Annotated in this window: 10 protein-coding genes; 1 reads left to right on the top strand and 9 read right to left on the bottom strand. The window is 43.0% G+C overall.

The annotated features are described in order from the left end of the window. Positions 1 to 33 precede the first annotated feature (33 nt). Positions 34 to 294: a hypothetical protein gene (locus D0X99_RS18515; RefSeq protein ID WP_119479361.1), complete on the bottom strand. Its 261-nt coding sequence runs from the start codon at positions 292 to 294 to the stop codon at positions 34 to 36. A gap of 1,239 nt (positions 295 to 1,533) precedes the next feature. Here D0X99_RS18515 and D0X99_RS18520 point away from each other — a divergent pair. Continuing rightward, positions 1,534 to 1,941 carry a helix-turn-helix domain-containing protein gene (locus tag D0X99_RS18520; RefSeq protein ID WP_119479362.1) on the top strand — a complete coding sequence of 136 codons (408 nt, stop codon included), beginning with the start codon at positions 1,534 to 1,536 and terminating at the stop codon, positions 1,939 to 1,941. Positions 1,942 to 2,064: 123 nt separating this feature from the next. Here the strand turns inward: D0X99_RS18520 and D0X99_RS20630 are convergent, their stop codons facing one another. From D0X99_RS20630 to D0X99_RS18560, 8 genes are all read right to left on the bottom strand, one after another. Continuing rightward, entirely contained in the window at positions 2,065 to 2,232 is a 168-nt protein-coding gene (locus tag D0X99_RS20630) for a hypothetical protein (RefSeq protein WP_233553759.1), read from the bottom strand. 299 nt (positions 2,233 to 2,531) lie between these two features. Then, positions 2,532 to 4,949, bottom strand: coding sequence for an EcoAI/FtnUII family type I restriction enzme subunit R (hsdR, locus tag D0X99_RS18530; RefSeq protein WP_119479446.1), 2,418 nt, complete (start codon positions 4,947 to 4,949; stop codon positions 2,532 to 2,534). A gap of 80 nt (positions 4,950 to 5,029) precedes the next feature. Beyond that, positions 5,030 to 5,608, bottom strand: a complete 579-nt coding sequence (locus D0X99_RS18535; RefSeq protein ID WP_119479364.1) for a four helix bundle suffix domain-containing protein — start codon at positions 5,606 to 5,608, stop codon at positions 5,030 to 5,032. Positions 5,609 to 5,613: 5 nt separating this feature from the next. Next, positions 5,614 to 7,044: a KAP family P-loop NTPase fold protein gene (locus D0X99_RS18540; RefSeq protein WP_119479365.1), complete on the bottom strand. Its 1,431-nt coding sequence runs from the start codon at positions 7,042 to 7,044 to the stop codon at positions 5,614 to 5,616. Then, positions 7,041 to 8,240, bottom strand: a complete 1,200-nt coding sequence (locus D0X99_RS18545; RefSeq protein ID WP_119479366.1) for a restriction endonuclease subunit S — start codon at positions 8,238 to 8,240, stop codon at positions 7,041 to 7,043. The genes D0X99_RS18540 and D0X99_RS18545 overlap by 4 nt, the downstream gene beginning before the upstream one ends. After that, entirely contained in the window at positions 8,237 to 9,691 is a 1,455-nt protein-coding gene (locus tag D0X99_RS18550; protein WP_119479367.1) for a class I SAM-dependent DNA methyltransferase, read from the bottom strand. The genes D0X99_RS18545 and D0X99_RS18550 overlap by 4 nt, the downstream gene beginning before the upstream one ends. A 190-nt stretch (positions 9,692 to 9,881) precedes the next feature. After that, a complete protein-coding gene (locus D0X99_RS18555; protein WP_119479368.1) occupies positions 9,882 to 12,098 on the bottom strand; it encodes a helicase HerA domain-containing protein in 2,217 nt (738 codons plus the stop codon). A 688-nt stretch (positions 12,099 to 12,786) separates the two neighbouring features. Further along, a complete protein-coding gene (locus tag D0X99_RS18560; RefSeq protein ID WP_199708153.1) occupies positions 12,787 to 14,223 on the bottom strand; it encodes a DUF1254 domain-containing protein in 1,437 nt (478 codons plus the stop codon). Between the last annotated feature and the right edge of the window lie 202 nt (positions 14,224 to 14,425).

Consider the following 14,425-nt stretch of genomic DNA (forward strand, 5'->3'; position numbering starts at 1 on the left):
GGAGTTCTTTTCCTGGAATGGAGGTCAATGGGTTCATGGCTGTCTGGTTTTAAGATTTTCAGCGACCGTGAGTTCCAATTTCATGCATTCCTCGATTAGCCGGGAGACATGTTCCAGGCATTGGTTTTCTGATTCCCACTCTGAAGAAATTGCGGCGACAAGTCTTCTGTTCATTTCGATAGCCTGGAGTAGGAGATCGGAGCACCCGCTTGAATCAGTGCCATAGCTGACAATCAAGATGCCCTCAAAGGAGATGGCTGATTGGTTGAAATTGGAGAGGTATACGAAACGCATGATTTTTCCTGATTTTGTTCGCCGGAAAATTGGATGAATCGGGACTTCTGTCCCATTCCATGTGGGGATGAATTAGAAAAGAAGAGGAATAAAATATTCGGGTTGTGTCTCGCGTCATTGCGAGTCCTAAAAATTCCGGCATATACAAAATGGCCATGACAGGTTGGTGTCACCTACACCCATTCTTCAAAGGGTGATATTAAGTAATGTTTCGCCAGCTGAGCACAAATCATCAATCAGAAAGGCGCGGGGGTCTCGCTGCCCACCCTGCAGGCTGGCCCAAACCTAAAACAGCCCAGTGGGCTGTTTCTTTACGGTTTGTCCTTCCCCGCGCGTCTATCCGATTAATATTCTGTGCTAGGAGAGTGAACTCAAACGTTGTTTTGGACTTAATGACGGAAGCAGACACATTTTGTCCAGGAAAAATGACCCGTCCCGCCGATTCTCTTGCAGATCTCAGTGCTAAGGAGAAAGGCTATCGATCCACGGGGCAATGACGAAAAGTAGCGTCATTGCGAGGGATCTTGTTTTGATTATCAGGTTGTTTTTCAGTCTTGCGATCCCGAAGCAATCCTTTAGTAAGCATAGGATTGCTTCGTCGTGCCTCCTCGCAATGACGTTTCCGTCATCGCGAAGGAGCAAAGGATTTGTTTTTTCTTAATTTCCAATCTATCCGCGACTGAAGCGATCTTTCAAGGGCAGTATCAAATAAAAAAGACTGCTTCGCTCCCTGCCTCCTCGCAGTGACGAAAGCCCCGAAGCAATCTTTTGAGGCTTTTCATTTCTTTGTTCTTTTTTCTTGATAAAAAAGAACGAAAAAATCAAGATTTGCCCCGCCCTGCAAGCTGGCCCCTCGCTAAATCAGTTCACTGAACTAATTCTTAACGCTCGGTCCTTACCGCACAAGGCCGAACGCCGGCTCGCTGGCAAATCCTACCCTCGCGCCTATCCGATTAATATTCTGTGCTAGCAGGGTGAACTCAAACGTCGTTTCGGACTTAATGACGGAAGCAGACAAATTTTGTCCAGAAAAAATGACTCGTCCCGCCGATTCTCCTGCTGATCTCAGAGCTAAGGAGAAAGGCTATCGCACCACGGTGCAATGACGGTACCCGACACTTTTTGTCCGGATAAATCAAGCAAAACCCCGATTCCCTTGCTGGAATCAGTACTAAGGAATAATTTAGTCCAAGGACTTTGGGGAGATTTTCCTAATTTCCCTTTCTAATACTTCAGACAATGAACGAAAAAATCCACCACGGCCGGAATATCAAGCGATTCAGAGAGATGATGGGCATCAAGCAGGAAGCCCTGGCTCAGGAACTCGGAGAAGACTGGTCCCAGAAGAAGATCAGCCTGCTGGAGCAAAAGGAAGAAGTGGAGGAGGAGCTACTTCGGCAGGTGGGTGAGATTTTAAGGATTCCGGTGGAAGCTTTTAAGAATTTTGATGAGGAGCAGGCGATTAATATTATCTCGAATACATTCGACCATTGCAATCAACCTGCATCTGTTTTTTACAATTCATCCATTAATCCTTTGGATCAAATTATCAGGTTTCACGAAGAAAAAATCGCCCTTTATGAGCGTATGCTAAAGGAAAAGGATGAGATGATGGAGCGACTGGAAAGGCTGATCAAGGAGAAGTAGTGGGTTGAATCGAATTTTGGAATTATTGCCGGAGAAAGGGTAGGAGTTGTCGGATTACAAACTCTAGAAGAAGGCCTCGAACTTGCAAATTTCAAGGAGCTTGCTCATGAATCAGTGAGCCGATCAAATACCAAAAGCAGACTGAAGCGATTGGTTAATTCTCTCAGTAAGAAGATCAACGAGCTCTTCATCCATAAACTCATACTCATCCGGAACATGAAGGACCTCGATAGCAGGTAAATCCAAATGACCATACAGATCCCTGATTTTGGTTCGATGTTCGGTTTCCATGACATATACCAAATCAGACCAATTTAAATCCCCCTCAGAAATTTTCCTGTCACTTTTTGGGCTTAGTCCCGCAGATCGGACATTAAACCGTGAATCATTTTTAAAAATAAATTCTCCAGTTCTGCTGCGCCTTTTGTTTTTCCCACAAATGATCAGAATGTTCGGTCTTTGGGTCATAATGGTATTGACTTCTAGTACTGAAAAGGTAAAGTGGTGAGAAATGGCGAAGCTATTGGTGTTTGGGATGGGTTTGGAGATAGGGTTTCGCTCGTATATGTTTGGCGAGGTCTAACTCAAATTTAAGCCACCACATCCTGATACAAATACTGCTGAAACTCAATAAACAGCTTCCTAACCTCCCCGGCATTTCCTAGCATGCTAAGTCCGTCGGGCAAACTCTGGTACTTGTTTTCAATCAGGGTTTTGAGTTTGGAATCGTCCAATTCATCGATGCCGGCTTCCACATACTTTTCCAACACAAAATCGATAAAGTCTTTTTGATTGGCAGAAAGCAAGGGGACGATGGTTTGTTGGGCTAATTTTGCCCGCTCTTCCCGGGATTTGGCTATGTAATCTCCGTTGAATACGTACTCCAATACATCAAAAAGGTCACTCTTTTCCATGTTGACCAGCTTTTGTAAGGTGATCAAATCACTCTTTGGAAAACCCAATTCATCCAGTTTTTCCAACAAGGTCCTGCGGGTCACCGGATTGCTCCAAATGGAACGCAATTCTCCCTCGTTCCGGAAAAGCTTGGGCAATTCTCCAAACAGGTCATTTAAAAACTCCTCCGCAGAAATAGGTTTGCCGTCTGCACTCCAAAAGGAGGTGGACATCATGTGTTGGATTTGCCGATCCTTTCCCCGAGCCAGCTTCACCTTTACCTTTTTGGGTTTTTTCTCACAAATACAAGGTGACTCACCACAGACAATGCAGGGAGCTGCAGGTTCTTTCACACACTCGCAAACTACCTTTCCACATTCGGTGCATGGAGTAGGCGGTTGGGGTTCTCCAATTATCTCATCCGGCTCAGCAGGATCTCCATCCCACTCCGGGTCGGCAAAATGCTGGTAGGCATTGACATAGTCATAAATGGTGAAAAACTCTTTTCCATCATACACGCGGGTGCCTCGCCCTACGATTTGCTTAAATTCTATCATGGAATTCACAGGGCGCATCAACACAATGTTCCGAACGTTGCGGGCATCCACTCCCGTGGAAAGTTTCTGTGAGGTAGTCAGAATGGTAGGGATAGTTTTTTCATTGTCCTGAAATTCCCGCAATTGCCGCTCTCCTTCTTCCCCATCGTTGGCAGTCACCCGCACGCAATAGAACGGATCTTTGGTTTTGCTTTCCTGATTGATCAGATCCCGAACCAAAGCCGCGTGGGCCTGATTGGCGCAAAACACAATCGCTTTTTCTTTTGGTCCACAGTCAGCCAAAAAGATTTGGACGCGTTTTCGCTCCCGCTCCACGATCTCAATGGTTCGGTTAAAATCCTTCTCCTCGTACCGCTTTCCTGCTTCAATTTCGCCTTCCAGCAATTCATCGTCAGAAGTGTAGATGTAATCGTCCAGCGTGGTCTGAACCCGCTTTACCTTGAATGGAGTCAAAAATCCATCATTGATTCCCTCTTTCAGGGAATAGACGTAGACGGGCTCTCCAAAATACCGATAGGTGTCCACATTGTCTTTGCGCTTGGGCGTGGCAGTCAAACCCATTTGCACTGCCGGAGCAAAGTATTCCAGAATTGCCCGCCAATTGCTCTCATCCTGAGCCCCGCCTCGGTGACACTCATCGATGATGATCAGGTCAAAATAATCGGGGGGATAGGCTCCAAAGTAAGGAGAAGGTTTGCCATCCGCACCCGTTCCGGACATGAAGGTCTGGAAAATGGTAAAGAACAAACTCCCATTGGTCGGTACCCTTCCGTTCTTCTTGATCGCGTCGGGCTTGATTCTGACCAAGGCGTCTTCCGGAAAAGCCGAAAAGGAATTGTAAGCCTGATTAGCGAGGATATTCCGATCGGCCAAAAACAAGACGCGTGGTCTTCTGCTGGCCTGACCGGGCGATTTATTACGATCCTGAAGATTCCAGCGAGTCTGAAACAGCTTCCATGCAATCTGAAAGGAGATGGCTGTTTTCCCGGTGCCTGTGGCCAAGGTCAGCAATACCCGGTCTTTTTGCTTTGCCACGGCCTCGAGGGTCTTGGCCACGGCGATTTCCTGATAGTAGCGAAGCTCCCATGAACCGGATTTGTCCTCAAAAGGAACTGATGCAAAACGTGCTCTCCATTGTTCCGAAAAGTCTTCCTGTAGTTCTGCAGGCTTTGCCGGAAAGGTCTTTTCCCAAAGTTGTTCGGGGCTTAAAAAATCATCCGCTAACCCTTCTGCTCCAGTCTCCATGCAGATTTGGTAGATCTGTCGTCCATTGCTCGAGTAAGTAGTAGCCAGTTTCAGTTTCTCGGCATACTGCTTGGCCTGCATGACGCCTTCACCAACTTCCTGATTTGCACTTTTGGCTTCGATCACAGCCAGCTTGGTGCCTTTGTAGACCAGGACGTAGTCTGCGATTTGTTTTTTGCCTCGCCCGCCCACCTGGATTTTTCCTGCGGTGATCTTGTACTCACGCAGGACCTTGGAGCCCTCGACCACACCCCAGCCAGCTTCCCTGAGCTTGGGGTCGATGAGTTCGGCGCGGGTTTCGGATTCGTTCATGAGGTTTATTTTTTTTTCTCTACCTGGGACATTTGGGACTCTTGGGACGAGGTCCCAAATGTCCCACAAGTCCCAAAAAGCTATGGTTTCTTTTTCCTTTCCTCGATTCTTGCTCTGGTCATCCGCTCTCTCAATCCCCCCTCTTTGACAAAAGCAATTTCTAATTTTTTGATTTGTTGATTCAACAAATAAGTACAAATTTTTATCAACGTAATCATCACATTCGCACAGATCTCCGGGTCCTCGTGCTCGATGGCTTTCTGGAAGGTCTCGTAGCTAGGAGTGGGGGTGCTTTTGTTCAGCTCGCGAACGCGAGCCACAAGGCGGTGATTCTTTTCCCAGATGGGAAGCTTGCGGGTCCTGAGAAAATCCTCGTAGTCGATCTGCAACTCTTCCAAACTGGCCCTGGCGACATTCGTGAGCTTGATTTCCATTTCCTTGGAGGTAGCAGAGGCCATGCTGCCCTCGGCGATATTCTGCTTGCCACTGCGGGCGGCCTGCACCATCTGACCCACTGTCCGGTCGTATTTATTGAAAAAGCGATTCGTGAAATATACCGTCCCGTCGTAGACGATCTCAGCCTTCTGATAGCTAAACAGATGCCGATACCCTCCATGTGCGGGGATAAATCCTTCGGTATTTTTTTCTTGGTCATTCATCGACTTTAACTCCTCTGTAATTCGTGCATTAACTCAATTCTAGAAATGAAGTAATCCAAATGCAGTTCACCACCTTTTGGGTAGTGTTTTTCATTAAATTCAATGAAATATTCAAAGGAATAATCAGAAATTAATTTCTTACGATAAAGCTTAGGCGTGACTTTCAGCTTTTTTTCTTGTTGTTCTTTTCCTTCCGACTTCTCCCATAGGTCTAATTCTTTATTAGCAACATTATTCTTGTATAGGACTAGTAGAAGGGATTCGATGTAACCAAAATTAAGGTCTTTTCCTTTTTTAATTTTTGGGCTTACAAAATCAAATAACTCATCAATAAAGTCTTGAAAATTTAGCCTACTGTCTTTTATTAAATTATAAAAATCGGGCTTTATAAACTTGATAAATAAAAGAGTCAATAGGGCATTGGGAAACGTATAATTTCTAACAGAAAATGTTTTTAAAATTATCGAACAATGAGAAAGGATTTTTTCGATTTGACGTAGGTTAACTTCCGAATTATTGAGAAATGAATAAGCCAGATCATAAAAAGTAATATTTTCATCAGAGAGTTTTTGGTCTAATCTTCTGTTTTCTGCACTTAAAAATTCTCTCATTCCAGTCTTTTGAAACATGTAATGAATGTAATCATTGAGAACCGGTGAAGGTAAAGAATACTCCAAATCAATAAATCGCCTTAGATATTCATTTCCATTTATTTCTGAACTTCCAAAATAGCCCTTGATAGAATTAATCAAATTTCCCTTGTCAATTGAAAGGACGAAGACAATCCCAGGAACTGAAAAAAAATGCTTGATTATTTCTAAAAACTCGACAGCATATTTTGGATTGCAACGATCCAATTCATCGATGAAAAACACCAAGGGCTTTTCCATTTCGGAGACATAGGTTTCTAGTTCCTTTTTGAACTCTTCCAGCCCCTTTTTCTTGTTAGCATATCCATTGACTTCCTCTTCAAATACTTGAACAGCTTCCTCGGATAGTTCATTAAAGGCTTCTTTGATGGTTTTGGAGTCGATATGCTTTTCTAGGAATGCCGAAAGAACGGTAGGCACAAGTGCTTTCGAAAATCTTGCTCCATACTTAACCATAGATTTAAAATTCTTATCCTTTCCGATTTTCAATTCCTTTAATTCAGAAAGTAACGCTGTCAGCGGTTCACGATTGAAATCATGCTCCCAAGCGTTGAAATAAATGGTTTGAAACTTCCGTTCCTCCATTTCGAGATAGACTTTCCACATCCGGATAAACTCCGTCTTACCTTCTCCCCATTTATTATTCAGTGCTAAAACAAATCCATCCGCATAATTCTCCATAATTGAGGTGAGGATTTTAGCATACTTTTCTCTGCCCAATTCACATTTTTCAAAAGGATTTAGTGGATTGGGATCTTGAAGATGGTAGTGTCTGGAAGAAATCATACCTCAACATCTCTTCCTCCTAACTCCCCACTAAACGCCTTCTGCAGGATACTCTTCTTCAACTCCTCCAAGTCAGCGATCTTCTTCTGATACAGCGCTTCCAGCTTCTGCGTCTCGGCACGCAGGGTATCTAATTGGTATAGGATGGCTTTTTGTTCTTCTTTTGATTTGGGGAACGTGATTTTGACACTAGTAAGGTCACTATTATAGAGCCTTGAAATTGTAGCTCCTTTTGAAGGAGACCAGTTACAAAATTCATAAATAACGAATAGGTAATCATTCAGAACTTGTTTCTCATCATTATCTATCCAAACAATATTTGAATCTTGGAAATATGCGGGCTCTCCATCATATCTCACACGCCTACCTATTGTTCCTGATGCAGAAATTAAAACATCGCCTTTTTTTGGGAATGAATACTTTGATCGGAATTCATCAAAAATTTCTTTTGAAATAAACGCATCTGGTTCTTTACCAAAAGTTCCAATTTTGTAAAATGGAATATCTCCAGTGGCTGTTGTTTGCTCCTTGAAAATTCTCTTGCACATTTTTGGACTTCCTATTTCCCCTAGTGTTTTTTCTACCCAACCATCACCTTTTTCCTTAAACACCCCCTGCAAATAGCTTTCAAAGAGTTCTTTGGCGTTTTTGAGGTTTTGTTCGGCATTGGCTTTTGCCTTGGCTATCGCTGCAAAGGCTTCATCCAAGATGGAAACAATGCGTTGTTGTTCGGGGAGAGGGGGAAGGGGGATTTCAATTTGCTTTAAAATTGCAACAGAAGCCACATTCTGAATTGCTGCACCACCTGAATATTCCTTTAAACTCTCTTGAAAATTCTCACTCTGCATCCAGAGCTTTAAAAAAACGGTTGAAATTTTTTTAGATGGAGTTAATTTTAATAAAGCCTGATTAATTATTCCCTTTTGAATGTTTTCAGGAACAATTGCAACTTTGCCCATTGTCCCTGAACAACTCATAATTAAATCACCTGACTTTAATTCAAAGCGTTTCATTTCATTGAATTTAACTTCATCAATGAAATATCTTATGTCATCAAATTGGTCATAAATAGCATGTTGTTGTTCGTATACTGCGCAACCTTCAGTCTTAAAAATATTCTTCTTTAAACTACCCCCAAAAGGTCCTCGCACAAAACTACATACATCACCTAATTTCGTTTTCCCCCAATTTTTCATAGCAACTCCAAAATTGAGTTTAAAATCTCCGCACTCTCCTCGTCCAAGGCTTTCATTTCTTCCAGAATAGCTTGTGGTGAGCGCAGGGCGGTTTCCTCTTTTTTGTTGGGGTTTTTGACGGAGAGATCCACTTCGGCTCCGCTCAGTGACCGTACGTCTACACTCCAGGAATTGGGACTATCGGCGAAGGTTTTTTGCAATTCCACAAACTCCGCCAGATCGTTTTCATTGAGCGGGTTGGTCTTGCCCAGGTTGCGGTCGAGGTTCAGTTGGTAGAACCAGACTTTTTGGGTGGGTTTGCCTTTTTCGAAGAAGAGGACGACGGTCTTGACCCCAGCACCGGTGAAGGTGCCCCCGGGCAGGTCGAGGACGGTATGCAGGTTGCAGGTCTCGAGCAGTTGCTTTCTCAGGGCGACAGTGGCATTGTCGGTATTGCTAAGGAAGGTGTTTTTGATCACGATCCCGGCCCGACCTCCTGCCCGCAGGATTTTGATAAAATGCTGCAGGAAAAGCGAGGCCGTCTCACCCGTACGAATCGGAAAGTTTTCCTGCACCTCGGCGCGTTCCTTCCCCCCAAAGGGCGGATTGGCCAGCACCACGTCGTAGCGGTCTTTTTCCTGAATATCGGACAGGTTTTCCGCCAGCGTGTTGGTATGGATGATATTGGGCGCCTCAACCCCGTGCAGGATCATGTTCATGATCCCGATGATGTAGGCCAGGGATTTCTTTTCCTTGCCGTAGAAGGTTCGCTTTTGGAGGATTTCGGACTCCGCAGAAGTCAGCGTCTTCCTCGATCTCATGTAATCAAACGCCTCGCAGAGGAAGCCCGCAGACCCGGCAGCTCCATCATAGACCGTCTCCCCAATCTGAGGATTGACGACTTTGATGATTGAAGTGATCAGAGGACGGGGGGTGTAGTATTCTCCCCCGTTGCGGCCAGCATTGCCCATGTTTTTGATCTTTCCTTCGTAGAGATGGGACATTTCGTGCTTTTCGGCATAGGTGCGGAAGCGCAGGGAATCGATCAGATTGATCACTTCCCGGAGGTTGTACCCGCTTTGGATGCGGTTTTTCAGTTCGGAGAAGATCTCCCCGATTTTGTATTCGATGGTGTCGGGACTTTGGGCAGAGAGCTTGAAGCTGCGGAGGTAAGGCCAGAGTTTGTTGTTGACAAAATGATTGAGGTCATCCCCGGATTGGGCCCGATGATGGTCGAGTTCGCCGGAGGGAAGCTTGGGTGCTGCCCAGGTGTTCCATTGGTACTCTCCGGTGATAATGGGTTGATAGACTTTGCCTTCGAGTTCGGCGGCCGTAGCGCGATCCTGCTCGAGATCGTCGAGGTATTTAAGAAAAAGAATCCAAGAAGTCTGCTCCACATAATCCAGTTCCGAGCCACAGCCCGCATCCTTGTGGAGTATATCATCTACGTTTTTAAAGGTTTGTTCGAACATTAGGGGTACTAGTTTTTGGGAGGGGTAAAGTTATCAATCTTGGGGAAAAATGGGGGTTTGGTTTAGTGGAAGTGCGGAAATGGAATTGCAAATTCCAAAGAATATTAGGGTGTAATTACAAATTACACCCAGCGTCCAACGAACCTCAACCATGAAAGACAATAGACTACGCAGAGGCGGGGGTTTGCTTTTAAGGAATTACAACTGGTGGTAAAATAATTTCATTCATGTCGTTTAGTTCAAGAATTACTGGTTGCTTTAGTTTTAGTGCCTTTCCAATTGCAATACAATGCCGTTCTTCAAGTGTCGGCAAAAGGTTTGAATAGTCAGAGCCAATATAGTTTTCTAAAAATTGTTTACCCGTGTCGTCAAAAACTCTCATTGCAAAAATGGTGTTGCACTGATTTAAAATGCTCTTACTAATATTTGCTGTCCTTTGAGTAACAACAAATGAACCTAAACCATATTTTCTTCCTTGAAGGATAACTTTTGCCGTTCCGTTCGTTGCGTTTTTGTCGCCTTCATTTGCAATTGAATTCCATTCCGGGACAAGAGAGTGTGCTTCCTCGAATACAATGAGAAACCTTGCTTCTGATGTTTCGCCTAATAAACTTGCTTTAACTATTAACCTTTCTGAAATCAATCTTACTTTCTCAGCTGGTGTTAAATCAATTTTGTGAGTAATATTAAATTGACTACCTGGTCTTGAAACATTGTGCATGTCTGGATTTATCGTGATAACTCTTTTGTCAGATGCTATAAAAGCATCAATCTCTGTATCAATCGTTGTCTTATACAATGCTTCATTTCCCCAAGTAGCTGGGTTTGCAGGAACTCCAGTTGCGTTTCCTGCTTTTAAGGATGCTAAAGTTGCTGGAACAAAATCAATTTGAATTAAAGTTGGCGAAACATATTTTGGCAATTCCCTCGAATATTGATTTGTCAAATCAATACAGAAGATCTTAACGTCTGTTGTTGAAAGTAATTTTTGAAGTAATTCAAATGTTAGACAGGATTTACCAATTCCGAGAATGCCAAGAATAGCGGTATTGTGAGTTACAAGTTCGTGGGGAGTTTTTATTGGTATGCCATAATTAGTGTTTGGTAATTTGCCAATGAAGTTGTTACTATCATAAGCAACATTCAAAGGGTCAAGTAAAAAAATTGGAGTGTAAATTTCAGGTAACCATTTAACTGTATTAAGTTCGTTTGATACTGCAACATATCTACCTAATTTTTGAGCTGTTCCAATTGTGAAACCATGTGTGTCCTTAAATTCTAAGCTTTCTTCGTCCGTTCTTGCATCAATTATTTGATACAATACTTCTTCGTTTGCAATTTCAGTTTGAATTATACTTCCTTCTCCAATTCCTCTTTCCTTTTGAAGCTCATCTGAGAAAAGTTTGTTGAATTTTATTTTGTTTATGGTTGAGCCTTCCCATACATAACCTATTAAATTTTTAAAATTTGCCTTTACTTTATTTGAATTGATTGCATTTCTAACATCTTCTTCCAAAGCGTCAATATTTAATAGATAGACTGCGTTGGTTTTTGAGAAAATAGATTTTTCTCCTGTGAGTGGCATGAGTGTTTTTATGTTGAAGGAAATGAGGTTTTGTTCTTCATCCCGTAGGGATAAAATCTCTAACCATTTTTTTCCTAACAATATTCGTTCACTTAGAACAATCCCAGCAACCCCGTTTGTGATATTTTCAAGATACACCAAGCTACCTTTCAATTCCTTTTGTCTAAATGGATTGTCACTTTGAAGTTCAACTTTGTATAGGTCTGTGCTTTCATGTCCAATTACTTGCCCTATGAATTTTGCAGCATCTGTAGTTGAAGTTATATTTTTAAATTGAGTGGAAATAAAATTCACAAACCAAACAATGGGTTTGTTTACAGCGAGTAAAAAACCAAAGCCAATTAGAATAGGATACTCTTTCTGGTCATAACGAAAGAATGAAACAACAATGTCAAAATAGAGTAGCGTAAAAACAATTTCTGGTCTTGAAATTTTGCAAATGATGTCAACTGCAATGCGTTGCTGTTTTTCAAATTTCTTGAAGCCATGCAAAAATATTAATAGTAAGCCTAACCCTGTAAAAACAGCACAAGCGATATACCAATATTTTGAAAGAGATAAACACTGTTTGCTGTTCAGTCCGATTAGAAATAGAAATATTGCTACCCACCTTGTAATTACGTCAACTGGTTTTGAAAAGTAAGGCTCGGTTATGTAAACACTTAAAATTAGTGCAAGTCCTGTAGCAATTAGAACTGCGTTTAAATTGTTATTTGTGTCAATAAGAAATTGCCAGTCATTAGAAAAGTAGTAGCCGATACCTAAAATTAAGCCGATGTATATTGCAACAACTGAAAATCGCTGTTTGATATTTAATTGCATTTCGTCCGTGTTTTAGTCATTGTAATTTTCTTTTGGAGCTCGATTTTTCTTGTTTGGTTTGTCGCCATAGGGTTGCCACTAACTCGCCTATTCATGCACCTTTAGTCCACCTATCAGCCTGATTTGACTGCCTTTGTACACCTTTCGGCTGAATTTTCTTTTTCAATAACGGCCTAAATCCTTCTTTTCACAATACCCAGTACTGGGTATTTTTATGATTTCAAGTAAAAAAAAGAGCCGAAGGATTTCTCCCCCGGCTCTTTTGCCCCGGTTTGTGCCTGCCTGTCCGAAGGCAGGTCTCCACTAACCGGAACCGTTTTTTGAATCATTCAAGTAAGTGAAGACACTTACTTTGGCGGTTGGATTTCTCCCCCGGCTCTTTCGCCCCGGTTTGTGCCTGCCTGTCCGAAGGCAGGTCTCCACTAACCGGAACCGTTTATTTTAATTATTTAAAAATCCCCCTTGCCCCTCCCGATAGCTATCGGGAAAAGGGGGAGTCTAACGACGTCAATCGGCATCTCCCAATTCTAATTGGAGTATTCAGGATTCTGTCCTCTCATTTTTTGGTGAATCGATTGTAAACCAAAAGAGCCGAAGGATTTCTCCCTCGGCTCTTTTGCTCTTTATCCTCAAATCCAGCCCTGCTTGATCTCCTGCAAGGTTTTATCCTGTTAACAAGTATTGCCTTTTACTTTACTTCTTCAATCTCACCTGGCCTCCAGGTCTTATCAAACCAAGGCTGCAATGGACCATAAATTCGTAAAAGCGTATTCCAACCTTTTCCCGGAATGGTCTGTACCCAGTTGTTTTCTTTTCCCTCAGGAGGTTTTGGGCCGAAATAGATATCCACAGACCCATCAGGGTTAATAAGGGTTTCCTTAGACTGACTGGTGACGGCCGGCCACTTTTGGTCATTTTGAAGCATGGAACGGGTCTGATTGTCGTACAAAATCACAGACCAGAAATTGGCTACCGGAATATTGGGAGGGAGGTGGAGTTTATAATTTTTTCCACCGTCGAGTCCCTTGCCTTTGGAGTCAACAAACGCGGCCATGTACTGAGAACCCTGCCCAACAACCTTTGAATCCATCGCAGGGGTGATACCCGTTGCGTAAAAGAAGAAGAAGGTATTCATGTCCAACAGGCTTACTCCATCTTTTTCAAAAGTGTATCCACTTGCATTCATTGGATTGCACCATGCACTGTTTGGATAAAAATAGGCGTCCTTTTCTCTTGATTTATAGGAAACGGCACGTGCGGTGGCATCACCAACCAAAGCAGCTTCAGTTAAAATCTTCTTCATCCTTTCGTCAGGATTAAAAGGTTGACCTTTGCGAATACCAATGGACGCCCAATAGCCCAATGTAACTGGGTTAACGGTCTCGGTAGGTTCTTCCTGGACTACCTTATCAAGGTATTCCCAAAAGGTATAATCAGCCGGTGCTATGGAATTGAAATCCTTGTCAGAAACATTCACAAAATTCAGCGAAGGCGGATTGCCTGTTTGAGAAAGGGGATAGATCTTGGTGAGCTTTTTGACATTATCCACCTCTGGTTTGGTGTCTCCATCGACAAGGAAGGTTCTCCAGGCAACCCAAATGCTGTAAGTAGGACTTTGCACTACATGGTAGCCTTTAGGAATTTCGCCTTTGTAATTTGGCGGAAGCAGCAGGTACTTGCCACCTTCACCTTTATCAGGTCCCATAAATCCCAAATCCGTCACAAATTTGTACCACATATCATCTATCAACCCAAGGACTCTTGGCGGTATCTCCATAACCAGAGGTCCGTCTTTCAGATCGAGCCAAAACCAGGTATAGGGGGTATTGTTGTTAGGGGTAAGGAAAAGAGAGCGGGCATTCATGATGTCCTCAAAAATGGGCACGGTTAAATTTGCCGGGCCAACTTCCAGAATACCTTTTCGATTGGCATACTGGCTTACCGGTGCCAACCCAAGCAGGTAGGCCTGAACAGCCCTTTGAAAGTCAAGGTTATCATACAACTTATCGACGGTTGCACTGTCGGGAAATCCATCGAAAAAGTTGAGCGTTCCAATGCGGGAGTCAATCTGATCCGGAATAGCAATTCCCTCAGGAATTTTTGTAGTCATTTTGTATGACTGCACTGGGGTTGTGGTTTTTTCTTCCGGAGTTTTAGGTGCACACCTGAATGCGAGTCCTATTATCGAAAGGAATAAAAACACATAAATCGATTGATTAGTGTTCTTTTTCATGTTTATTTTTAATTAGATGGAGGGCTTAATTATATCTTCTGATTCAGAACTATATTTTGAATTTTTCAAGAAAGTGAAGACACTCACTTGGGCG

It is taken from the genome of Algoriphagus lacus (genome assembly GCF_003583985.1).
Lineage (GTDB): Bacteria > Bacteroidota > Bacteroidia > Cytophagales > Cyclobacteriaceae > Algoriphagus > Algoriphagus lacus.